This is a genomic window from Luteibacter sp. Sphag1AF, from assembly GCF_014192715.1.
In the GTDB taxonomy this organism is placed as follows: Bacteria; Pseudomonadota; Gammaproteobacteria; order Xanthomonadales; family Rhodanobacteraceae; genus Luteibacter.
This window is the reverse complement of the sequence record NZ_JACHYH010000008.1, coordinates 84620-107427: the sequence shown is the minus strand read 5'-3', so window position 1 is coordinate 107427 and position 22808 is coordinate 84620. Positions and strand designations below refer to the sequence as shown.

Annotated in this window: 19 protein-coding genes; 6 read left to right on the top strand and 13 right to left on the bottom strand. The window is 63.9% G+C overall.

From position 1 onward, the window contains the following. The first annotated feature begins 156 nt into the window (after nt 1-156). Together FHW69_RS16715 and gnd are read left to right on the top strand one after the other, a co-directional pair. Complete coding sequence (locus FHW69_RS16715; RefSeq protein ID WP_183424240.1) at nt 157-1119, top strand: glutathione S-transferase family protein; 963 nt, start codon at nt 157-159, stop codon at nt 1117-1119. Between the two features lie 89 nt (nt 1120-1208). Further along, nucleotides 1209-2213 (top strand): phosphogluconate dehydrogenase (NAD(+)-dependent, decarboxylating), encoded by a 1005-nt coding sequence (gnd, locus tag FHW69_RS16710; RefSeq protein WP_183424239.1) that lies wholly within the window; start codon nt 1209-1211, stop codon nt 2211-2213. 135 nt (nt 2214-2348) lie between these two features. Here the strand turns inward: gnd and FHW69_RS16705 are convergent, their stop codons facing one another. From FHW69_RS16705 to FHW69_RS16690, 4 genes are all read right to left on the bottom strand, one after another. Next, nucleotides 2349-3332, bottom strand: a complete 984-nt coding sequence (locus FHW69_RS16705) for a malate dehydrogenase (RefSeq protein WP_183424238.1) — start codon at nt 3330-3332, stop codon at nt 2349-2351. A gap of 38 nt (nt 3333-3370) precedes the next feature. Then, nucleotides 3371-4570: an aminotransferase class I/II-fold pyridoxal phosphate-dependent enzyme gene (locus tag FHW69_RS16700; protein ID WP_183424237.1), complete on the bottom strand. Its 1200-nt coding sequence runs from the start codon at nt 4568-4570 to the stop codon at nt 3371-3373. A 120-nt stretch (nt 4571-4690) separates the two neighbouring features. Next, nucleotides 4691-5200, bottom strand: coding sequence for a peptidylprolyl isomerase (locus tag FHW69_RS16695; protein WP_183424236.1), 510 nt, complete (start codon nt 5198-5200; stop codon nt 4691-4693). Nucleotides 5201-5333: 133 nt separating this feature from the next. Next, nucleotides 5334-7088 carry a 3-hydroxybutyrate oligomer hydrolase family protein gene (locus tag FHW69_RS16690; protein WP_183424235.1) on the bottom strand — a complete coding sequence of 585 codons (1755 nt, stop codon included), beginning with the start codon at nt 7086-7088 and terminating at the stop codon, nt 5334-5336. Between the two features lie 148 nt (nt 7089-7236). On the opposite strand from FHW69_RS16690, the gene FHW69_RS16685 reads away from it, so the two are divergent. Continuing rightward, nucleotides 7237-9408, top strand: a complete 2172-nt coding sequence (locus tag FHW69_RS16685) for a pilin (protein WP_183424234.1) — start codon at nt 7237-7239, stop codon at nt 9406-9408. A gap of 129 nt (nt 9409-9537) precedes the next feature. Further along, nucleotides 9538-11367: a translational GTPase TypA gene (typA, locus tag FHW69_RS16680; protein ID WP_183424233.1), complete on the top strand. Its 1830-nt coding sequence runs from the start codon at nt 9538-9540 to the stop codon at nt 11365-11367. A 92-nt stretch (nt 11368-11459) separates the two neighbouring features. On the opposite strand, the gene FHW69_RS16675 is transcribed toward typA, so the two are convergent. After that, nucleotides 11460-12551: a mechanosensitive ion channel domain-containing protein gene (locus tag FHW69_RS16675; protein WP_255494867.1), complete on the bottom strand. Its 1092-nt coding sequence runs from the start codon at nt 12549-12551 to the stop codon at nt 11460-11462. Between the two features lie 47 nt (nt 12552-12598). On the opposite strand from FHW69_RS16675, the gene FHW69_RS16670 reads away from it, so the two are divergent. Continuing rightward, nucleotides 12599-13141 (top strand): mismatch-specific DNA-glycosylase, encoded by a 543-nt coding sequence (locus FHW69_RS16670; protein WP_183424232.1) that lies wholly within the window; start codon nt 12599-12601, stop codon nt 13139-13141. Here the strand turns inward: FHW69_RS16670 and FHW69_RS16665 are convergent. Together FHW69_RS16665 and FHW69_RS16660 are read right to left on the bottom strand one after the other, a co-directional pair. After that, entirely contained in the window at nt 13117-14286 is a 1170-nt protein-coding gene (locus FHW69_RS16665) for a c-type cytochrome (protein ID WP_343204043.1), read from the bottom strand. The two genes, FHW69_RS16670 and FHW69_RS16665, sit on opposite strands and share 25 nt — an antisense overlap. A gap of 62 nt (nt 14287-14348) precedes the next feature. Next, entirely contained in the window at nt 14349-15062 is a 714-nt protein-coding gene (locus tag FHW69_RS16660) for a c-type cytochrome (RefSeq protein WP_183424230.1), read from the bottom strand. A 197-nt stretch (nt 15063-15259) separates the two neighbouring features. Between FHW69_RS16660 and FHW69_RS16655 the strand changes: the two genes are divergently transcribed. Continuing rightward, on the top strand, nt 15260-16828 hold the full coding sequence (locus FHW69_RS16655) for an amidase (RefSeq protein WP_183424229.1): 1569 nt from the start codon (nt 15260-15262) through the stop codon (nt 16826-16828). 43 nt (nt 16829-16871) lie between these two features. On the opposite strand, the gene pgi is transcribed toward FHW69_RS16655, so the two are convergent. The 6 genes from pgi to pcnB form a co-directional block, all read right to left on the bottom strand. Next, complete coding sequence (gene pgi / locus FHW69_RS16650; protein WP_183424228.1) at nt 16872-18503, bottom strand: glucose-6-phosphate isomerase; 1632 nt, start codon at nt 18501-18503, stop codon at nt 16872-16874. 99 nt (nt 18504-18602) lie between these two features. Beyond that, nucleotides 18603-18983 (bottom strand): aspartate 1-decarboxylase, encoded by a 381-nt coding sequence (panD, locus tag FHW69_RS16645; RefSeq protein ID WP_183424227.1) that lies wholly within the window; start codon nt 18981-18983, stop codon nt 18603-18605. 120 nt (nt 18984-19103) lie between these two features. Next, a complete protein-coding gene (gene panC / locus FHW69_RS16640) occupies nt 19104-19949 on the bottom strand; it encodes a pantoate--beta-alanine ligase (protein ID WP_183424226.1) in 846 nt (281 codons plus the stop codon). 22 nt (nt 19950-19971) lie between these two features. Further along, a complete protein-coding gene (gene panB, locus FHW69_RS16635; protein WP_343204044.1) occupies nt 19972-20754 on the bottom strand; it encodes a 3-methyl-2-oxobutanoate hydroxymethyltransferase in 783 nt (260 codons plus the stop codon). 110 nt (nt 20755-20864) lie between these two features. Next, entirely contained in the window at nt 20865-21356 is a 492-nt protein-coding gene (gene folK / locus FHW69_RS16630) for a 2-amino-4-hydroxy-6-hydroxymethyldihydropteridine diphosphokinase (RefSeq protein ID WP_183424224.1), read from the bottom strand. Continuing rightward, nucleotides 21353-22714, bottom strand: a complete 1362-nt coding sequence (gene pcnB, locus FHW69_RS16625; protein WP_183424223.1) for a polynucleotide adenylyltransferase PcnB — start codon at nt 22712-22714, stop codon at nt 21353-21355. Before pcnB ends, folK begins: the two co-directional genes overlap by 4 nt. Nucleotides 22715-22808: the final 94 nt, after the last annotated feature.

The window sequence follows — 22808 nt, the reverse complement described above, 5'->3', positions numbered from 1 at the left end:
ATTTGCCGCGCAATCCAATATTGAAATGCCAAAGACAGAACACCCGGGCACCTCTCCATCCCACCAGCACACGACGTGATGGCGAAGCCACGTGACAAAACTTTCTCTCTCCATAAGCTATGGATAGCGGGATGACATCGACGCGGAGAACGACGCATGGGCCAGCTCGTGGAAGGCAAGTGGACCCAACAGGGCTACGGCACCGACAAGACGGCGGGCCGCTTCGTCCGGGACACCAGCCGCTTTCGTCACTGGATCACCCCTGATGGCTCCCCCGGCCCCACGGGCGAAGGTGGGTTCAAGGCCGAATCAGGCCGCTACCACCTGTATGTCGCCCGTGCCTGCCCATGGGCACATCGCACCACCATCTTCCGCGCGCTGAAGGGCCTGGAAGACATGGTCGGCATCTCGGTCACTCACTGGCTGATGGCTGACGAAGGCTGGACATTCGCACCCGCCGACGGCGTGATTCCGGACGATGTCAACGGCGTCCAGGCCATCCACCAGCTTTATACGCTGGCCGACCCGGGCGCCAGTGGGCGCGCGAGCGTGCCTGTGCTGTGGGACAAACAGCGCCGCACCATCGTCAGCAATGAATCGGCGGACATCATCCGCATGTTCAACAGCGCATTTGACGCCGTGGGCGCGCGACGTGGCGATTACTATCCCGACGCCCTGCGTGGCGAGATCGACACATACAACGAAAGGATTTACGACACGCTCAACAACGGCGTTTACAAGGCGGGCTTCGCCACATCGCAGGAAGCGTACGAAGAAGCCATCGCACCGCTGTTTGACACCCTGGACTGGCTGGAGATGCATCTGGCCGACAAGCGTTTCCTGTGTGGCGACCAGCAGACCGAAGCCGACTGGCGCCTGTTCACCACATTGCTGCGCTTTGACGTGGTGTATCACGGGCACTTCAAGTGCAACGTCCGCCGCATCATCGACTATCCCAATTTATGGGCATACACGCGTGCGCTGTATCAGGCACCGGGCATTGCCGATACCGTGAACTTCGAGCACATCAAAAAGCATTACTACATGAGTCATGTACAGATCAATCCCACACGCATCGTTCCCGTGGGACCGGTACTGGATTTCGAGGCCCCGCCCTGAAAAGGGCGCACAATATGCTTTGGTATACCTTGCGGAGCCGTGTCATGCCCGCATATAGCTCCCGCTTGCACACCTTGAGGACATAACACATGCAGATCGGCTTGATCGGACTTGGCCGCATGGGCGGCAACATCGCACGTCGCCTGATGCTTGGCGGCCACCAGTGCGTGGTTTACGACAACAACCCGGAAGCCCGCGCCACGCTGGCCAAGGACGGCGCCACAGCCGTCACCTCGCTTGCTGCCATGATCGAAGCGCTGCCCGCGCCGCGCACCGTGTGGGTGATGCTGCCGGCCGGCGATATCACCGAAAACACGATCACCCAGTTGACCGAACTGATGTCCAAAGACGACATCATCATCGACGGCGGCAACACCATGTACAAAGACGACGTGCGCCGCTCGAAGGTCCTGGACCAGAAGGGCATGCACTACGTCGACGTCGGCACGTCGGGCGGCGTATGGGGCCTGCAACGCGGTTACTGCATGATGATTGGCGGGCACAAGGAAACGGTCGACTATCTGGACCCGATCTTCGCCACCCTGGCACCGGGCGCTGGCGACATCCCGCGCACCGAGCGTCCCGAAGGCGCTGATCCGCGCGTTGAAAACGGCTACATGCACACCGGCCCGGCCGGCTCGGGTCACTTCACCAAGATGGTCCACAACGGTATCGAATACGGCCTGATGCAAGCCTTCGCCGAAGGCTTCGACATCATGCGCAACCGCAATCAGCCGCAGTTGCCCGATGGCGAGCGCTTCGACCTCAATGTGGCCGACATCGCCGAAGTGTGGCGCCGTGGCAGCGTGGTGTCCTCGTGGCTGCTGGATCTTTGCGCCAGCGCACTTGCCAAGGGCCCGGCACTGGACAACTACTCCGGCTACGTGGACGACTCCGGCGAAGGCCGCTGGACCATCGCTGCCGCCATCGAGGAAGCCGTGCCGGTGGAAGTGCTGTCGTCCGCCTTGTTCGCACGTTTCCGCTCGCGCCAGGAGCACACGTACGCCGAGCGCCTGCTCTCCGCGATGCGCATGGGCTTCGGCGGCCACGTAGAGGGTCGCGGTGCCCCGCCCAAACAGGGCGAAGCATCCTGACCCGATGATGCAGCAGTCTCCATGGGCTGCTGCATCACTCGTTTGCAGGGGAGCGCACCTGCTCGCGATGCGCTCCCCTCAAAGCTACAAAAAAAACCGCCTTTCGGCGGTTTTTTTGTAGCGCAATCGCGAAACTTACTTCGCGAAAAGATGCTTCACGCCATCACGCTCTTCACGCAGCTCCTTCTCGGTCGCATCAATGCGAGCCTGCGAGAACGCGTTGATTTCCAGGCCCTGGACGATGGCGTACTTGCCATCCTTCACGGTGACCGGGTAACCGAAGATCACGCCCGGCTCCACGCCGTAGGAGCCATCGGACGGGATACCCATCGAGACCCAGTCGCCTTCGGCGGTGCCGAGGGTCCAGTCGCGCATGTGGTCGATGGCAGCCGAGGCAGCGGAAGCTGCCGACGATGCGCCGCGAGCCTTGATGATGGCCGCACCACGCTGCTGCACGGTCGGAATGAAGTCCGACTCGTACCATGCCTGGTCAACCTGGTCGAGCGCAGCCTTGCCCTTGACCGAGGCCTGGTGCAGGTCCGGGTACTGCGTGGAGCTGTGGTTGCCCCAGATGGTGACCTTCTTGATGTCCGTGGTGTGCGCGCCGGTCTTCTCGGCCAGCTGCGACAGGGCACGGTTGTGGTCAAGGCGGACCATCGCGGTGAAGCACTTCGGATCGAGATCCGGAGCGTTCTGCTGGGCAATCAGCGCATTGGTGTTGGCCGGGTTGCCGACAACCAGCACGCGCACGTCGCGCTTGGCGTGATCGTTCAGGGCCTTGCCCTGCGGGCCGAAGATGGCGCCATTGGCTTCGAGCAGATCCTTGCGCTCCATGCCCGGGCCACGCGGACGGGCGCCAACCAGCAGCGCGTAATCAACGTCCTTGAAAGCAACGTTCACGTCATCGGTTGCAACCACGCCTGCAAGCGTCGGGAACGCGCAGTCGTTCAGTTCCATCACCACACCCTGCAGCGCGGGCAGCGCCGGGGTGATTTCGAGAAGGTGCAGGATGACCGGCTGGTCCGGGCCCAGCATGTCGCCAGCGGCGATACGGAACAGCAGGGCATAACCAATCTGGCCGGCAGCGCCGGTCACGGCAACACGAACGGGGGCTTTCATGTGAGTGACTCCTGTGGAAATCGTTTTGATCGGGGCGATCAGGACAGTTCGGCGAAGAACTCGACGATGCGGGCCATGCCCTTGTCGAGTGCGTCGTCAGGACACGAATAGGAAATGCGCATGGCGCGCGGCTCACCGAAGGCCGAGCCCGGCACGCAGGCCACGCCCTTGGCTTCCAGCAGCACGGCGCAGAAATCCACGTCGCTGTTGATGGCCACGCCGTTGTGCTTCTTGCCGAAGGCAACCGACACATCGGGGAACGCATAGAACGCACCCTGCGGACGCGGGCAAACCACGCCCGGGATGGACACCAGGGCGTTGTAGACGCGGTCGCGCTTGATGGCGAACTCGGCGCATTTGGTCTTAGGCACATCCTGCGGGCCGGACAGCGCAGCATGCGCCGCGGCCAGAACCACTTCGGGAAGGCTGGTGATGTGGTTGGAGTTGAGCGTGGTGACCGCCTTGGCCACCACTTCGGGCGCGGCGATGAAGCCCACGCGCCAGCCCGGCATGCCGTAGGTCTTGGACAGCGAGTCAACGAAGATGACGCGGTCCTTCAACTCCGGACGCACGTGCACGAAGTTGTGGTAACCCACGCCATCGAACACCATGGTGTTGTAGATGTCGTCCGTGATGACCCAGGTGTCCGGGTACTTCGCGATCACATCGGCAAGCGCTGCGATTTCGTCGCGCGTGTAGACCATGCCGGTGGGATTGGACGGGTTGTTGAAGAGGAACACGCGCGGCTTGCGCGCCAGTGCCTCGTCAAGCTGTGCCGGCGTGAGCTTGTAGTTCTGCTCCGGCGGGCACGGCAGGATGTTGATCTTCGCGCCGACGATTTCGGCGATGTCCAGGTAGCTGGTCCAGTACGGGGCCGGGAACGCGATCTCGTCGCCTTCGTCCAGCAGCGCTTCTGCCAGGTTGTACAACACCTGCTTCGCACCGACGCCCGTCGTGATGTTGGCGCGGGTGTAGCCGGTAAGACCCAGGGCCTCGATGTGTGCAATGAAGGCATCAAGCAGGACGTCGGGGCCGCGGTTGCTGCCGTACTGGCCGGAGTCCGTGCTCAGCGCTTCGCGCGCTGCGGCGTAAACGTGGTCGCCGGGGAGGAAGTTGGGAACGCCGATAGAGAAGCTGACGATATCGCGGCCTTCGGCCTTGAGCTTCTTCGCCTTTTCGGCAATGACCATGATCGCACTGGGTTTCGCGCGACCCATACGCTGGGCAAGCTGGGGCATCGTTTCCTCGATCCGGCGTGAGCAAAGAGGCCCATTTTATCACGCGCTTGCCAGACCATGGGGCAGAAAAAAACCGTCACCCTCGCGGATGACGGTTTCTTTTTACCCGACGGTCAGCAATCAGCCGCGCTCGTCGAGCGTCTTGTTCCATTCGGCAACCCGGTCGGCTTTCGCTGCCAGCAGCGCGTCGACGTCGCCCTCGACGATGACCTTGGTGATCGTGTCGTCCTGAACGATGGAGTCAACCACCTTCTGGTCTTCCGCGCCAACCACTTCGCCGAAGACGCTGTGCTTGCCGTCCAGCCACGGCGTGGCGCCATGCGTGATGAAGAACTGGCTGCCATTGGTGCGCGGGCCGGCGTTGGCCATGGACAGGACGCCCGGCTTGTCGTGGCGCAGGCTGGCGTCGAATTCGTCTTCGAAACGGTAGCCCGGGCCACCGCGACCGCTGCCTTCCGGGCAACCGCCCTGGACCATGAAGTCGGCGATGACGCGATGGAACGTCAGGCCGTCGTAATAGCCGCGCTTGGCCAGATTGACGAAGTTGGCCACGGTGACCGGGGTCTTGTCGTCGTGCAGGCGCAGGTGGATATCGCCCTTGGTGGTCTGGAAGGTGACGTTGATGGTCATCGCTTTTCCTGTAAATCGTTGAAAAACCGGACCAATGGCACAGCGCCACTGCCCGGAAGGCCGCAAAGGATACCGAAGATGGCGCCCCTGCCTCCGGAGTTCAAGCGTCATGGCGTGACGAAAACGACACTTTTCAGTGCAGGCCCAGGTGCTCTGCCGTCAGCGGGCCCGCCCCACGCGGCTGCGTGCGATTGACCAGCGCATCCTCCGGCAGCGCCCTGCCCTCGGTCAGGTGCTCCCATAGCCGGTCAAGCGCGGCATAGCCGAACGGCAGCAGCGGCACGTGGCGATCGCCGAAATCGGGGAACGACAGGAAGGCGTCGAAATGCTGGGCGTACGGCACCTTCCAGAAGACCGGCGCGCGCCCGGACGCCCGAAGCCACTGCACATAAGGCTCCGAGCTGAATGCCATGGGCACCAGCCCGTCGTGCGTGCCGTGCACGACAAATACGGGCAGACCATCGCGAGGCAGGTTCACCGCCGTGGCGTCCACCGCCTGACGCAGCGCGACGGCGTCGCCCTCGCTACCGGCCCACAGCTGCCGCAACGACAGGTTGCCAGGCAAGGTGGGGTCCAGCGACACATCCGTGCCACCCGCCAGGGCAAGCCCCGGCCCGGGCGGGATACCAGCGCCATCGGCCCACCATGCGGCCTTTACGCGTGCATCAGCGGGCCCGGGCAGCCCTTGTGCATTGAGCGACATGCAGGAGAAGCCCCCCGGCATGTCGGCCGGCCCGCGCCGCAAATACGACGAGGCGTAAGCCGCCGTCACGGCGCGCCAGAGATCCAGTGCCGTGGATGACGCTCCCACCGCCAGCGCTTCCTGGGTCCACCCCGACGCCCGCAATGCATCCAGCGCTTCGGTCGCCTGGCCGCCCGGCATGAACGACGCCAGCCTTCCGTGTGCCTTGAGGCTGGCGCCGCGAAGAGCCCAGCCCGGAGGAGGCGCCAGCCCGGCGCGGGCAAAAGGCACGCCGTCGAACACGGGTGAGCCCAGTGCGGCGGGCAACATCACCGCAGCCTCGGTGGCGTAATCGAACAGCGGGCGTCCCCGTCCCGCCACGTAGACGTTGGGCTCAAGGGCCACCACTCCCGCCAGCAACCCGTCGACATCCTCGCCCGCCGCGCGCAGCACCGCCCCGCCGCCGTTAGACAGGCCTACCGCGATGATCCGCGTGTTGGCTGCGGTGAAGGGCGCCCTGGAAGGAAACGCCCGATCCAGCATGGCCAGCCCGAACCTCGCGGCCTGCAACACATGCTGGCCCCACGAGCGCTCCGGCTGGTCGCCGGAGTGCGCGTGCTTTACGGCAATTCCCGCGTCGGTGGGCGCGTCAGGCAACGAGAACTCCAGTTCGGCCTCGCCCATGGGCGCCCGGATCCCCTCCAGCGTCGTACCCGTACCATCGGCCGGATCAAAGTAGCCCGAGCCCGTGCCCTTGTCGGTGTAGACCACGGCACAGCCCCGGGGAAGGCCCCACGCACCCGCCACGGCGATAGCACCGTAAATACCTCGCGAACCGGACGAGGGCGCCACCAGAAGGCAACGGGTCGTCGTGTCGAAATGATCGGGCACCTGCAACAGCACGCGGTGCGGGTGGCGCGCATCAGGTAGCCGCGCGAACGCATGGAACTCGCGCCCGGCTACCGCCGGCAACGTGCCATACACCGTGCCGAAACCACCGAGCCGCCCCAGGTCGGCGATGCCGCGCCAGCTCGACTGAATGGCCCGGCGGCGCAATTCCTGCGCAGTGGGATGCGCCGGGTCGGCGAAGGGAGAAAGCGTACCGGCAAGGCCACGGAGTCCAAGTCCTGCGGTCAGCAAGTCATCACTGTCGCCGTGTGTCGTCTCCCGAATCTGGCCAACGGAAAACCCCTCTGAAGCGCCCATGCCATTCCCGACAAAACGTGATGGGCGCCCATGCTAGCGCTTAACTCGCGACTGCCGGGATGTCGGGGGCTGCGGGCCGCTGCTAAGCTCGGTGTTGCACATCGCGTCGCACGCAACGACGCCAACTTTCAAGGGGAGTTCCACCGCAATGAATGCCCGTCACGCTCTGCTGCCTGTTGCCCTCGTCGCTGCCCTCGGCCTTGCCGCATGCCATCACGACGAAGCGCCCAAGGCGGATACGCAGGCCATCGCAGCCGCCCAGGCCGCGCTGTCCTCGCCCGCATGGATGCGTCAGCATCTGCCAGCACAGACCGTGGCGTATCTGCGCATCCCTTCCGTGTGGGGTCTGCTTGGCGCCGCGCCATCGGGTCGTCCTCTGGATGCAGCCATGGCGTCTCAGGCACATCTCGATGCGGTGGCCAAAATCCGCACCGGCATCGCCAACGACAAGCTGCTGGGCAGTACGCCGGCAGCGGCGATCCTGCTCTCGCTGCTCGATGAATTGCGTTCGCCCGTGGAGGCGGCACTCATCGACCCGCTGGGCATTCCCTCCCCCGCGTCCCGCGTGGTGGTGACTGCACAGCTCTCCTTTACAGACCTCACCCGCCTCAAGGCCCGCCTGGAGACCATAGGCCCTGTGCTCGCCGGCCCCATTGATGCGAAGGGCAATGCCCAACTGGTGGGAGGAGGCGCCCTGCATTACGACCTGGCCACACGTCGCCTGTACATCACCCAGTCGAAGCAGGAGCCGTCCGACGCGGCCTCGCTGGCCGCGCTGATCAATACGTTGAACAGCGCCACCGCGGCCACGGGACCGGCCTCTCTTTCTTCCCTTGAGGCGCGCGTGGACACGTCGGGCCAGGGGCTTTTCGGGTGGGCGAGCATCCGCGGCATGGGCGGTCTGGCGTCCGGCAATATCCCCGACAGCGTGTTCGGCAAACTTCCCGCTGATTTCGCGACCAAGGCGGATGCCGTGGCGCTGGGCTGGGGCACAGTGGATGGCCATGGCCAGTTCCGCATACTGATTCACGCCCCCGGCTCGCGCGCACTGGACTACCTGGCGCCGCGCTCGTTCGCGCCAAAAATCCACACCGCCGGCAAGCCGCACTGGGCCTTCACTATGGCCCTGCCTGACGCCACCGCGTGGCAGACAATGACCGGCAACCTGACGCTCGATTTCGGATCAGAAGGCGCGGTCAAGTACACGAAACTCCAGAAAGAAATGCAGGATCGGATCGGCTACGACCTGAACGACATCGCGCAATGGTTCGGCCCTGAGCTGGTGGCCTGGTCGGATAACTCCGGCACGTTCTCGGCCGTGCGGGTCCGCGACCGCAAGGCCGTGCGTGCCCGCATCGAGCAGATGGTAGCCACCCGGCGATGGAAGACCGGCACCGCCCGGGTCTCCGGAACAGAGGTCCACTGGCTGACCATTCCGGCTATCGACGCCAACCCCAAGGATGCCTCTCCCGGCAGCATGGAAATGGCGAAGCTCCTGGCCCGCTTCAACTCGCACCTGTGGTGGGTGGATGACGGCGACTTCATGATCATGGCGACGGTGCCGCAAGCCCTGGCCGACCGGGACAACGTACCGCTGGACGGCTCGCTCGATGAGTGGTTTACCTCGAAGCACTACGCCGGCACGCAGACGCTGATGGGCTTCCTCGCCACCTCGCGCGATGCCCAGCGTGATGCGTACTACCAATACCTGCAGGTGCTCCAGGTGATGGGGGATGCCAGCGGCCAGCCCGTGGACATCGCGACCATGCCCGCGGCAAACACGCTCCATCTGCCGCGTGATGGCATCGTCGGCGCCGCCCTTGAGGCCGACAAGGACACGCTGGCCGTGTCCCTCACTTACGAGCAGAGCCCCGCAGAACTGGTCGGCCAGGCTGGAGGCACCACCGGTATCGCCACGGCGGCAATCATGATCGCCATCGCCGTGCCCCAGTACCAGACGTACGTGAAACGCAGCCAGGTTGCCGAAGGCATCAGCGCCGTCACGGAAGTGAAAGAAGCCGTCGCCGCGCAGCGCCTCAAAACCGGCAAGTTCCCCGGCAGCAACAAGGCGGCTGGCCTCGGTGCCCCTGAAACGCTGACCAGCCAGTATCTGGGCCGCATCGAAGTGATGCAGGGCGGCGAAATCGTGGCGACCTTCGACAGCACCCAGCCCGGACATGCCTACGAAGACCTGAATGCCGCCGAGGTCGTATTCTCGCCGCAGGTGTCCTCAGGGAAAGTCACCTGGACCTGCTCCAGCGCGGATATCAAGGACAAACTCCTCCCCGCCGACTGCCGCGACGCCCCGCTGGCCCCCTGACCGTCGCCAACCTGAACCCTGCGAACGAAGCCCGTTCGCAGGGTGTCATGCGAAAGTCCGAGAAACCCTTTATAATCGTCGGCTTCCCAATCCAAAGAGGTGCACCGGCTCAAAGCTGGGGCATACCCGATGTCAATCGAAAACCTGCGCAATATCGCCATCGTCGCTCACGTTGACCATGGCAAGACCACCCTCGTCGATCAGCTTCTGAAGCAGTCCGGCACGCTCAATGAGCGTACGGTGCTCGCCGAGCGCGTCATGGATTCGAACGACCAGGAAAAGGAACGTGGCATCACGATCCTTGCCAAGAACACCGCCATCACGTGGCGGGGCAACCGCATCAACATCGTCGACACCCCGGGACATGCCGACTTCGGTGGCGAAGTGGAGCGCGTGCTGTCGATGGTTGACTCGGTGCTGATTCTCGTTGACGCGATGGACGGCCCGATGCCGCAGACGCGCTTCGTGACCCAGAAGGCCTTCAGCATGGGTTTCAAGCCCATCGTCGTCGTCAACAAGGTTGACCGCCCGGGCGCGCGTCCCCAGTACGCCGTCGACCAGGTGTTCGATCTTTTCGACAAGCTGGGCGCCACCTCCGAACAGCTCGACTTCCCGATCGTTTACGCCTCGGCGCTCAACGGCTACGCCAGCCTGGAAGACAGCGCTCGCGAAGGTGACATGACCCCGCTGTACCAGGCGATCATGGACCACGTCAGCCCGCCGGACGTCGATCCGGAAGGCGCGTTCCAGATGCGCATCAGCCAGCTGGATTACAACAATTTCGTGGGCGTCATCGGCATCGGCCGCATCCAGCGCGGCAAGCTGAAGAAGAACATGCCCGTCAGCATCGTGAGCCCGGACGGCAAGAAGCGTCAGGGCAAGGTGCTCCAGGTGCTCGGCTTCATGGGTCTTGAGCGCGTGGAAGTGGAAGAAGCCGAGGCCGGCGACATCGTCGCCATCTCCGGTATCGCCGAACTGGGCATTTCCGACACCGTCTGCGCACTGGATACCCCCGAGGCGCTGCCGGCACTGACCGTCGACGAGCCGACCATCAGCATGACCTTCCAGGTCAACAACTCGCCGTTCGCGGGGAACAAGGATTTCAGCGGCGGCAAGTTCATCACCAGCCGTCAGATCCGTGAACGCCTTGAGCGCGAAAAGGTCCACAACGTGGCCCTGCGCGTCGAAGAAGGCTCCGATTCGGACAAGTTCCTGGTTTCGGGCCGTGGCGAACTGCACCTGTCGGTGCTGATCGAAAACATGCGTCGCGAAGGCTACGAGCTGGCTGTATCGCGTCCGGAAGTCATCATCAAGGAAATCGACGGCCAGAAGATGGAGCCGATCGAAACCCTCGTGGTTGACGTGGAAGAAGTGCATCAGGGCCCGGTCATGTCCGCACTGGGCGATCGCAAGGCCATCATGAAGGACATGGTGCCGGACGGTAAGGGTCGTGTTCGCATCGACTTTGAAATTCCGGCACGTGGCCTGATCGGCTTCCAGAACTCGTTCAAGACCCTGACCCAGGGCTCGGGCCTGCTGTCGCACGTGTTCGAGCGATTCGCACCGGCACAGCCGGGCGCCATCGCCAAGCGCCAGAACGGTGTGATGATCGCGAATGCTGCGGGTGCTACCCCGGCGTACTCGCTCGGCCCCCTGGAAGAGCGCGGCAAGCTGTTCGCAGCTGAAGGCGACAACGTGTATGAAGGCCAGCTCATCGGCATTCACTCGAAGGACAACGACCTCACCGTCAACGCCATCAAGACCAAGCCGCTGACCAATATGCGCGCTTCGGGCAAGGATGACGCCATCAAGCTGACCCCGGCCATCAAGTTCACGCTGGAACAGGCCCTGGACTTCATTGAAGACGACGAGCTGGTCGAAGTCACCCCGAAGGAAATCCGCCTCCGCAAGAAGTTCCTGACGGAAAGCGATCGCAAGAAGTCCTCGCGCGGCGGTTAATCCCTCGCAGCGATACAAGAAAACCCGGCCAGAGTGCCGGGTTTTTTTTGCATGGTCGTGCGAGCGATCCCGCTCCCACAAAAATCACGGCTTCACGAACTGGCCATCTCTTCCACGTCCGCCCGAACGCGCGGCAGACACTCGGGCGAATGCCGCTGCACGAACGCGATCAGGCCTTCACGAACCCGGCAGCGCAAATCCCACGACCTTCCTGAGTTCGACGAGCTGACCAGTGCACGCAATTGCATCGCCTTGTCATTCGTCTCCACCACTTGCAGCACGCAGACGCGCCCATCCCACTCCGGAGCGTCCTTTACCAATCGCTCCAGTTCCGCGCGCAGCGGCTTCAGATCCAGACTGTAGTCAAACCATAGAAACACGGACCCCAGAATCTGGGAACTCGTACGCGTCCAGTTCTCGAACGGATTCTCGATGAAATACTGCAGTGGCACGATCAACCGCCGCTCATCCCAGATGCGCACCACCACGTACGTGCCCGTGATTTCCTCGACCCTGCCCCACTGCTGCTCAATGATGACCACATCATCAATGCGGATCGGCTGCGTGATCGCAATCTGCACGCCAGCGATCAGGTTGGCGAGCACCGGCTTCGCTGCCAGGCCCACCGCAAGGCCGGCCAGACCCGCCGACGCCAGCAGGCTGGCGCCAAACTGACGCACAGCTGGAAACGTCATCAACACCACCGCGAATCCAAGCAGGATGATGATGACCATCGCGGTGCGACTCAGTACACGTACCTGCGTCTGCACGCGGCGCGCGCGCAGATTGTCTTCCGCATCAATGGGATTGAACCGCGTAACCGCGGCTTCCAGCGCGCCGACGCAGCCCACGAGGAACCACGTCATGGCGCCGATCAGGCCCACGCCGACCAGATGCTCTATACCGCCCAGCCATCGCGACGGATCATCCGGCGCCGCGCGAAACGCAAGCAACAGGGCCGTCAATGGAATGATGAGGTCCATCGGACCACGCCCCTTCGCAAGCATCGCCGCAACAGTAGGCCGATGCCGCGTGAGGCGGCGCACCGAGGCATAAAAGAGGCGTCGCAGAAACGCTGCAACGATGAGTGCAACAACCACGATCAGCGCAAAACGCGTCCACGGATTGGAGAGCACCGACAACCAGACATCCGAATTCATGCGGGTCAGGGTGACAGCCCGCATGTGGAAGCTTTGTTGTCATGCTGCACAAAAGCCGTAAAGTACGCCGCATGCCTTCGCCCATCACCGACGCACATGTCCTGCCTGATGTCCTTCAGCCCGGATTGCGCCTGGTGTTCTGCGGCACCGCTGCCGGCCGTCGTTCCGCGCAGGATCGCGCGTACTACGCGCATCCTGGAAACATGTTCTGGCGAACCCTTCACGACACCGGCATCACGCCCCGGCGTTTCGCGCCAGCGGAATTCATCGCGCTCCCGGCACTGGGCATTGGCCTGACCGATGTCGCGAAGTTCCACAGCGGCAACGATAGTGACCTGCCCTTCGATGCGTACGACGCACAGGCATTGCGGGTGAAGATCGAACAATACGCACCGCGCATTCTTGCCTTCACCAGCAAGCAGGCAGCGAAAACCGTGCTCGGGCACGTGCCTGCTTACGGATGGCAAGACAGCATGATCGGCGACACCCGCCTCTACGTGTTGCCATCACCCTCTGGCCAGGCACGCGGCGCGTGGGACGTATCGGCATGGCAGCGCCTCGCCGATGCCTTCCACGCGACGCAAGCCATTCACGTTCCCGGCGTGGACCGATAAGTGCGAACGTCATCCGGCGTGACGGCCGGCGCCGTGTTCGTCCACGCCTGGCGGATGTAAGACACCACGGCTGCCACATCCTCGTCGCTCAATTGCTGCGAAAACGGCGGCATCGAATACGGACGAGGATTGCCATGCGTCGCCGGCGCGAATCCACCGGAAAGCACGACGCGGATAGCATTCGCGCCAATGGGTTCAACCACCGACGTATTGCCCGCAAGCGGCGGATACGCATCACCGCGGCCCTTGCCATCATCACCATGGCACGACGCGCAGCGATCCTTGTAGACCGCCTGCCCCTTCACCACAAACGACGCGCCGAGCAGGGGCGAGTCGTCCTTCTTCGGCACAGGGCGCGCAGGAAGCGATTGCAGATACAGCGCCATCGCTGCCAGATCGTCGTCGTTGAGGTGCTGGGTGCTTTCGCGCACTACCTCGGCCATGGGGCCGAACGCCGTGCCGCGTGCCGAGCGCCCGGTCTTCAGAAGATCCACGATGTCTTTTGTGGTCCAGCCTTCCAGGCCGCCGTTGGCTTTCGTGCTGAGGTCGGGCGCGTACCAGTTCTGCATGGGAATCATGCCGCCGGCCAGACTCGGGTCATCCACCGTGGCCCCCAATGAATTTCGGGTGGAATGGCAATCGTTGCAATGCCCCAGCCCGTTCACCAGATAAGCGCCGCGATTCCAGGCAGCCGACTGACTGGAATCAGCGACGTATTCTTCCTGCGTGAAGTAGAACAGGCGCCAGCCCGCCATCATGCGTCGCATGCTGTAAGGAAAGCGCAGGTCGTTATCGCGCCGCTCGCTGTGCACGGGCGGAAGGCTGCGCAGGTACGCGAAGATCGCATCGCTGTCGGGACGGGTAACCCGGGTGTACGACGTATAGGGAAACGCAGGATAGAGATACTGCCCATCCTTGCCTCGCCCTTCGTGCAGCGCGCGATAGAAATCGTCCGCGCTCCACCCACCGATGCCCGTCGCCATATCGGGCGTGAGGTTCGGCGCAGGAATGCTTCCAAACGGTGTGGGCACCACTCTTCCACCGGCATAGGCCTGCCCACCGCGCGCGGTATGGCACGACGCACAATCACCGGCCAGACTCAGGTAACGTCCGCGTTCAATTTGCGCAGCATTTTCTGCATGCACGATGCCCACCGCTGACCATCCAGCCAAGGCCGCAACACAGGCAAAAATCCTCAGGCACAGCGTCATGAATGCGATCCCTCCACGCTGCCGCAATGCATCGGCAACGGACCCTCACTGATTTCCGCGGGGCGCGGATCGTCGGGGATGGGATGCACCGCTAGCCATGCCGCCACCGCACTGATGTCCGAAGCGGTCAGGCGACTGGCCACCGTCGCCATGCAATCGGGTGCGGTAGCCGTGCGTGTCTGTGTGCGCCACGAACCCAACTGCGCGCTGAGGTAGTCATATGGCAACCCGACAATGCCCGGAATGGCTGGCTGCACACCCGTCAGCTTCACACCATGGCAACTCATGCACGCAGGCACCTGTCGCGCCGCATCCCCCTTCGTTACCAGCTGCTCGCCGCGCGCAAGCGCGCTGGCAGGAAGACGTTGCGCAGGTTGCGGCGCATACGGCACTTCCTGCGCAGAAAAATAAGCGGCTATCTCGCGCATGTAGTCATCGGTCAGCGGCGTGACCATGTACTCCATGATCGGGTAATGCCGCAGCCCCTGCTTGAAGTCCTGCATCTGCCGCACCAGATACCCCGCCGGCTTGCCCGCCAGCCGGGGATTGAATCCGTTGTCGCCACCCTGCCCCTGCTCGCCATGGCAACTGGTACAGGCAGCAATGCGTTGCTTCAGGGTATCGGGAACGGGAGCGTCGTCCGCATGAGCGACTGTGGCCATGAGAACAAGACCGGCCAACAGCGGCCAGCACAACGAGCGACGACGCATGAGGCGGTCTCCTGATCCCGGGAGGAATATCCAAGGGTGCAGTTCCGAATCATGCCGGGTTTCTCCCGGGCGCGTCGAGCACGCCGATGGCCCATTTTGTCGCACCCGTCGATCACGTCCGTGGATCGTCCGGGCGGCGTCTCCTTGCCCGACTGTGGTTAAGATGGACGCCATCGTCAGTGTTTCGGGGGAATCGCATGAAGAGTCGTTTGTCGTGGGCGGCCGTTGTTCTTGCATGGGGCATTTCGCAGGCACAGGCAGGTACACCGTCACCCAACGATGCCTACGCATCCATCGACACGCTGCAAAAGGCCTATGCCAGCGGCGCACTCACCGCGCAGGGCATGACGCAGCTTTTTCTTGATCGCATTGCGAAGATCGACAAGAGCGGTCCTTCGATCAATGCCGTGATCGAAGTGAACCCGGATGCGCTGTCGCTGGCACGCGCCAGCGATGCGAAACCTGCGGGTGCCCTGCGCGGCATGGTGGTGCTGCTGAAGGACAACATCGACACGGGGGACCGCATGCAGACCAGCGCGGGCTCGCTGGCATTGGTCGGCGCGCCCGCGCCGCGCGACGCCACCGTGGCGGCGAAACTGCGCGAGGCCGGCGCAGTGATTCTTGGCAAGACCAACCTCAGCGAATGGGCCAACATGCGTTCCAGCCACGCGAGCAGCGGCTGGAGCGGACGTGGCGGGCAGACGCGCAATCCTTATGTGCTGGATCGCAATCCCTCAGGGTCCAGCGCAGGATCAGGCGCGGCAATAGCGGCGGGCCTTGCCACAGTCGCCATCGGCACCGAAACGGACGGCTCCATTCTGGGGCCCGCATCGGTCAACGGGCTCGTTGGCATCAAGCCCACGCTTGGCCTGGTCAGTCGTGCGGGCATCGTGCCCATTTCGCACAGTCAGGACACCGCCGGTCCCATGGCGCGCAGCGTTGCCGATGCCGCTGCGGTGCTCACGGTGATTGCCGGTTCCGATCCCCGCGATGTGGCGACGAAAGACGCCGATCAGCACAAAGTCGATTACACAAAGGCACTGACGGCAGATGGACTTCGCGGCAAGCGCATCGGTGTGGTACGTCAGCTGGCGGGCATTGAACCCCATGCGGATCGTGCGCTGGAGAAGACGATTGCCACCCTGAAGGCGAAGGGCGCCATCATTGTCGACAACGTGGACATTCCGCACCTGAAGGAATTCAGCGACGACGAAATGACCGTGCTGCTCTACGACTTCAAGCACGACATCGCCGCGTATCTGGCCACGCGCACCGGTATCCACGTGCATACGCTGGCCGACCTGATCGCGTTCAACAACGCGCACGCGTCCGAGGAAATGCCATGGTTCGGACAGGAGCTGTTTCTTGCCGCACAGGAAAAGGGCGAGCTGACAGACAAGGCGTATGTGGAAGCCAGCACGCGTGCAAAGCGCCTGGCAGGGCCGGAAGGCATCGACGCCGCCCTGGCGGCACATCATCTGGATGCGCTGCTGGCGCCGAGCTGGGGCCCGGCCTTCCCTACCGATCTGCTGCTGGGTGACCACGTGGTCAGCGGCGATCCGACCATCGGTGGCGTGTCGGCCCCCGCGGCCATCGCGGGCTACCCGTCGATCACCCTGCCGGTCGACATGACGCACGGCCTGCCCGTGGGCGTGGTGTTCTTCGGTACAAAATGGAGCGAGGCCACGCTGATTACCGTGGCGTACGGCACGGAGCAGGCATTGAACGCGTTTCAGCCGCCGACGTTTCTTCCCACGCTGCCGTGAATCGCACCGTGTAGCGCGCCAGGCGCGCTCCACGGTGCAGCTATCACTTGCGTGACTGGATGGTGCGGATCAGTTCGACAGTGGCGCTGTCGAACTGCGTGAGCGTGTCCGGGTCGGCGTCCAGCGACGGCAGAATCTGCGACGCGATAGCCTTGCCCAGTTCCACGCCCCACTGGTCGAACGCATTGATGCGCCAGAGGTGGCCCAGCAGGAACACCTTGTGCTCGTACAGTGCGATCAGAGCACCCAGCGAGCGCGGCGTCAGCGAGTCCAGCATCAGCACCGTGCTGGGACGATCGCCCTCGAACGTGCGCTGCTCGGCCAGTGCGCGACGCTGCTCTTCGGTGCCGGTCTTCGCTTCGGCAAGCGCTTCGTCGAAGGTCTTGCCCAGCGCCAGCGCAGCGGCCTGTGCCAGCAGGTTGGAAAGCAGTGCCGCATGATTCTTGGCCAGCGGATGAGCGGGCTTCACGATGCCGATGAATTCCAGCGGCACCACATCGGTGCCCTGATGCAATGCCTGGAAATACGCATGCTGCGCATTGGTGCCAATGCTGCCCCACACGACGGGCACGGTGGAATCTTCCACATGGCCGCCCGTCGGATGCACGTGCTTGCCGAGGCTTTCCATCTCCAGCTGCTGGAGATAGGATGGAAGATCGACCAGCGCGTCCACATACGGCACCACCGCGCGGCTGGTGCGTTTGAGCACATTGCGATTCCACATCTCCGCAATGGCGAGCAGCACGGGGCCGTTCTTGTTCCACTCGGCAGTGAGGAAGTGATCGTCGGCTTCTGCCGCACCCGCCAACAGTTCGCGGAAGCGATCCATGCCGACCGAGAACGCGATGGACGCGCCAACAGCCGACCACAGCGAGTAACGGCCACCGACAAAGTCCCACATCGGCAATACCTGCGCCGCAGGCACACCCCATTTCTCGGCAGCATCCACGTTGGAACTGACGGCAAGGAAATGCTTCGACGCAGCCGCCTTGTTGCCGTCGTGCGCGCGCACAATCCAGTCGAGGAACACGCCACCGTTGAGCAGGGTTTCCTGCGTGGTGAACGTCTTGGATACCAGAATGACCAGCGTGCGGCGCGGGTCCAGCTGGTTCATCAGGTTGTACGCAGCCTGACCATCCACGTTGGTGAGGAAGTGGCTGCGCAGACCCTTGACGTGGAATTGCTCAAGCGCATGCACGGCAAGGCGCGGGCCGAGGTCGGAGCCGCCGATGCCGATGTTGACCACGTCGGTGACCTGCGGAATCAGGCCAACCGATTCACCCTCGCCGCGATGCACGGCATCCACGATGTGGCCCATGCGCTGCAGCGTGGCCTCGATTTCCTGACGCACCTCTGCCGGCGCGCGCGGATGGCGCGACTGACCGGCGCGAAGCGCCGTGTGCAGCACGGCTCGGTCCTCGGAGGTGTTGATGTGCTCGCCGGCAAACATCGCGTCACGCGCAGCCTGCCAGTGCGTGCTTTGAAGGTACTCGCCCACGGCATCCAGCGCGGCGACGTCCAGCTTCTGGCGGGATAGATCCAGCCACACGGGACCCACACGGGTACGCAGCCGGTCACCGCGTGCCTCGTCGGCAAGCAGTTGACGCAGATGGGTGGAGGAGAGGCGCGAAGCGTGCGCTTCAAAGGACGGCAGGCGTGCGTTCTTGGAATTCATGGCTCCCACTTGCTATGCATCGGAGGAAGCCATGATGTTACCGCACCGGACAGTGTTGGAATTGTATCCGCGTGTCCGTTCTGCCGCCCGAAACAGGCTTTATGCAGCCTGTTTCGGAATCGAGTGATTCGTGTGCGTGATCTTGTTGTCGCGGTCCACGTACACCAGGTCCGGCTTGTAGGCAGCCAGCTCGGCTTCGGACAGGCCAACGAAGGCGGCGATGATCACCAGGTCACCCGGCTGGGCGCGATGAGCGGCGCTGCCGTTGACCGAAATGATGCCCGAGCCTTCTTCGGCGCGAAGCGCATAGGTAACGAAGCGCTGGCCATTGTTGATGTTCCAGGCGTGGATCTGCTCGTACTCGCGGATGCCCGATGCGTCGAGCAGGAGGCCGTCGATGGCGATCGATCCTTCGTAATGCAGCTCGGCGTGCGTCACCGTAGCGCGGTGGATCTTGGCCTTGAGCATGTTCAGGTGCATGAGCGGTTTACCGTGGGGATCGATGAAAGGCAAACGCCAAGTATAGCTGCCTGCGCCCCGGGCGTCGTCAAGGCGCTGTCGGGCCGTTAATGGGGGCGGCCCACCCCGGAACAAGCCCCGTCAGTCGAACGGGAGGTTGTCGATCAGGCGCGTGGTGCCCAGGCGGGCGGCGACCAGGGCCACCAGACCGGTGCGCTCGTCCGCCTCCGGCTCGCCAAGGTCCTCGGCGCGGCGGATGGCCACATAGTCGGGCACGAAGCCCGCGCGCTGCAGGCGGGCCGTGGCGGCCTGCTCCAGGGCCTGCCAGGCATGCCCCTGGGCGAACAGCTCGCGCATCTGGGTCAGCGTGGCGTAAATCTGGGGCGCGCGGACGCGCTCGGCGGCCGACAGGTACTGGTTGCGGGAGCTCAGCGCCAGGCCATCCTCGTCGCGCAACGTGGGCGCAGCCATCACCTTGATGGGCAACGACAGGTCACGGACCATGCGCTCGATCACGCGCAGCTGCTGGAAATCCTTCTGGCCAAACACCGCCAGATCGGGCTGCACCAGATTGAACAGCTTGGCGACCACGGTGGCCACGCCATCGAAATGACCAGGGCGATGTGCGCCTTCCAGCGTCTCGGTGAGCCTGGGCACGTGGATGCTGACGCTTGAGTCGGCACCAAACGGGTAAAGGGTGGCCACTTCCGGCGCAAACAGGATGTCGCAACCGGCTTCCGCCAGCCCGGCCTGATCCTGCGCCAGGGTGCGCGGGTAGCGCTCGAAGTCCTCGCCCGGGCCGAACTGGGTCGGATTGACGAAGACGCTGGCAACCACGCGGTCGGCACGGTTGCGTACCAGTTTCAGCAGCGAGTGGTGACCCGCGTGCAGGTTGCCCATCGTCGGCACGAGGCCCACGGTCTGGCCGGCGGTACGCCAGCCACGGATGGCGGCGCGAAGCGCAGCCGCATCTGTCACGGTTTGCATGATTTCTTATGAGCCTGGATGGTCAGTTGAAGCCGTGTTCGGGGCCCGGGAACTGTCCGTTCCGGACGTCCTCGACGTAGGCTGCCATAGCCGCCTGCACAGAATCGCGCCCGGCAAGGAAATCCTTGCTGAACTTTGGGCGCTTCCCGGGGGTGATGCCCAGCATGTCATAGACGACCAGAACCTGCCCGTCGCAATCAGGACCCGCACCAATGCCAATGACCGGAATGGACAGCTCCCGGCTGATGCGCGCACCGAGCGCCGAGGGAATGCATTCCAGCACCAGCATGTCCGCGCCAGCCACTTCCACGGCTTTGGCGTCGGCCAGCATCTGGTCGGCGGTGTCTTCGTTCTTGCCCTGCACGCGATAGCCGCCAAACTTGTGGACCGACTGCGGCGTGAGACCAAGATGCGAGCACACGGGAATGTCCCGCGCAGATAGTGCCGAAATCACATCAAGAATGTGACCGGCGCCTTCGATCTTCACCATCGCCGCCTCCCCCTCGCCCATCAGCCGCGCGGCGGCGTTCATGGCGGTGGGGACATCGCGGTCGCTCATGAACGGCAGGTCGGCAACCAGTAGCGTGGCCGAGAGGCCGCGGGCCACCAGGGCGGTGTGATAGACCATCTGGTCGAGCGTCACCGGCAGCGTGCTGCGGCGCCCCTGAATGACCATGCCCAGCGAATCACCCACCAGCGCAACATCCACGCCCGCCAACTCAGACTGCATGGCAAAGCTGGTGTCGTAAGCCGTCAACATCGCGATCTTTCGCCCTTCCGCCTTCATCGTCCGAAGGCCCGGCACGGTGACCGGCTTGCGAACGGGGGCATTGGCTTTTTCGACGTACACGGCGTGTCTCTCGTTGTCGGGAATGTGAAGCGATCTGGAATTATCCCGCCTCGTGACGGCAGGACTCAAGAAAGGGCCTGGCAACCGCCCGAATCCACCGCCGCAAGCAGGTCGCTGACGCGCCCCTTGCCCGGAATGATGAGGTCAGGTGCGATATCGGCCAGGGGCAAAAGAACAAACGCCCGCTCAGCCATGCGCGGATGCGGCAGGGTCAGATGCGGATCGTCCCGGGCCACGCCCTCGTAAAGCAGCAGGTCCAGATCCAGCGTGCGCGGACCCCAGGCCTGGCCGTCGCGCACGCGACCGGCCTGACGTTCGGTATCCAGCAACCGGGCAAGCAGTGCATCCGGGGAAAGCGTGGTCGTCACGGCGACCACGGCGTTCACGAAATCCGGCTGGTCCAGCACACCCCACGGTGGCGTGCGGAAGAAGCGCGAGCGCGCCACCACGTCGATCTGCGGGTGGGCGTCCAGCGCATCCATGGCGCGGGCCAGCAGCAACCGGGACTCCCCGAGGTTGCTGCCCAGGGCAACGTAGGCGCGAACAGGATCGCTCACGCGTTACCCGAATCGCCCTTGCCACGCCCGGCCGGCTTGCGCCGGCGACGGCGCTTCTTGGCCGGCGCGGAAGCGGCCACCGTGGGCTCCGGCGACGGCACACCGCCACCACCCAGCGCCTGGGCCAGCACTTCCGGCGGCAACTGCTGGGCATGGGCCCACCACTGGCCAAGCTCGTCCATCTGCGGGGATTCGTGCGCGCGAAGCAGCAGGAAGTCGAACGCGGCACGAAAACGCGGGTGTGCCATCAGGCGGAACACGCGCTTGCGATGCACTTGCTCGAAACGGGGCTGCAACGCCCAGATTTCTTCCATCGTGAAGGTGAAGCGGCGCGGGATCGCCACGCGCTGGCACTGCTCGCCCACCACGTGAACGGCGGCGCGCTGCCAGGCTTCGTTGATGTCCAGGCCCTCGGCCATCCACGCATGAGCCTGATCGCGCACTTCGCCCCACAGCAGCACCGCAAAAAGGAACGCCGGGGTAACCGACTTGCCTTCCGCAATGCGCTTGTCCGTGTTGGCCAGGCCCTGCTCCACCAGTGAGCGAAGCGCCTCGTCACCGCGCTCCAGCGCACGCGCCGTCACGGGGAACAGGAACTTCAGCAAGCCGCAGGCTTCCAGCATGCGGAAGCTCTTCAGTCCATGACCGCCGAGGAACAGCTTCAGCGATTCATCGAACAGGCGTGCGGGCGCCGCCTCACCCAGCAGGTGACCCAGCGTGGCAAAGGGTGCGGCCGCCGCCGAGTCGATGGTGAAATTGAGCTTGGCGGCCAGGCGAGCCGCGCGCAGCATGCGCACCGGGTCTTCGCGGTAGCGCACTTCCGGATCGCCGATGAGCCGCATGGTCCGGTCTTCCAGATCCTGCATGCCGCCGACGTAGTCGCGCACGCTGAAATCGGAGATGTCGTAGTACAGCGCGTTGACGCGGAAGTCGCGGCGCACCGCGTCTTCCTCGATGCTGCCCCAGATGTTGTCGCGAACGATGCGCCCGTCAATCATGTGCCGGTCGCCCTCACCGCCCTCTTCACCGGTACCGCGGAACGTCGCGACCTCGATGATCTCCGGCCCGAATACCACGTGGGCCAGGCGGAAGCGGCGGCCGATCAGCCGGCAATTGCGGAACAGGCCCTTGACCTCATCAGGCGTGGCATTGGTTGCCACGTCGAAGTCTTTCGGGTGGCCACCAAGCAGCAGGTCGCGCACGGCGCCGCCCACGAGGTAGGCGTCGAAACCGGCATCGTGCAGGCGATAAAGCACCCGCAGGGCAGCCTTGCTTATGTTCTTTCGGGAGATGGAATGCTGCTCGCGCGGGATGATGCGTAACACCGGCGGAGCGTCCTTCCTTGTATCTGGATTCAAGCTGAAAGAAGTCCTGGCGGGCGCCGTTGCGCCCTGGTGATCGAGCCGCCGAGCCGGCCCTGACCGGCCTCGGATGAGTGGCTGCAATGTAACG

Coding starts and splice junctions, on each gene's coding strand:
- FHW69_RS16670 (WP_183424232.1), top strand. CDS start 12,599: ATGCCTTCGCCCATCACCGACGCACATGTCCTGCCTGATGTCCTTCAG.
- FHW69_RS16700 (WP_183424237.1), bottom strand. CDS start 4,570: ATGCCCCAGCTTGCCCAGCGTATGGGTCGCGCGAAACCCAGTGCGATC.
- panD (WP_183424227.1), bottom strand. CDS start 18,983: ATGCACCTGAACATGCTCAAGGCCAAGATCCACCGCGCTACGGTGACG.
- FHW69_RS16660 (WP_183424230.1), bottom strand. CDS start 15,062: ATGCGTCGTCGCTCGTTGTGCTGGCCGCTGTTGGCCGGTCTTGTTCTC.
- FHW69_RS16715 (WP_183424240.1), top strand. CDS start 157: ATGGGCCAGCTCGTGGAAGGCAAGTGGACCCAACAGGGCTACGGCACC.
- pgi (WP_183424228.1), bottom strand. CDS start 18,503: ATGAATTCCAAGAACGCACGCCTGCCGTCCTTTGAAGCGCACGCTTCG.
- FHW69_RS16685 (WP_183424234.1), top strand. CDS start 7,237: ATGAATGCCCGTCACGCTCTGCTGCCTGTTGCCCTCGTCGCTGCCCTC.
- FHW69_RS16655 (WP_183424229.1), top strand. CDS start 15,260: ATGAAGAGTCGTTTGTCGTGGGCGGCCGTTGTTCTTGCATGGGGCATT.
- FHW69_RS16705 (WP_183424238.1), bottom strand. CDS start 3,332: ATGAAAGCCCCCGTTCGTGTTGCCGTGACCGGCGCTGCCGGCCAGATT.
- FHW69_RS16695 (WP_183424236.1), bottom strand. CDS start 5,200: ATGACCATCAACGTCACCTTCCAGACCACCAAGGGCGATATCCACCTG.
- FHW69_RS16690 (WP_183424235.1), bottom strand. CDS start 7,088: ATGGGCGCTTCAGAGGGGTTTTCCGTTGGCCAGATTCGGGAGACGACA.
- typA (WP_183424233.1), top strand. CDS start 9,538: ATGTCAATCGAAAACCTGCGCAATATCGCCATCGTCGCTCACGTTGAC.
- FHW69_RS16675 (WP_255494867.1), bottom strand. CDS start 12,551: ATGCGGGCTGTCACCCTGACCCGCATGAATTCGGATGTCTGGTTGTCG.
- gnd (WP_183424239.1), top strand. CDS start 1,209: ATGCAGATCGGCTTGATCGGACTTGGCCGCATGGGCGGCAACATCGCA.
- panC (WP_183424226.1), bottom strand. CDS start 19,949: ATGCAAACCGTGACAGATGCGGCTGCGCTTCGCGCCGCCATCCGTGGC.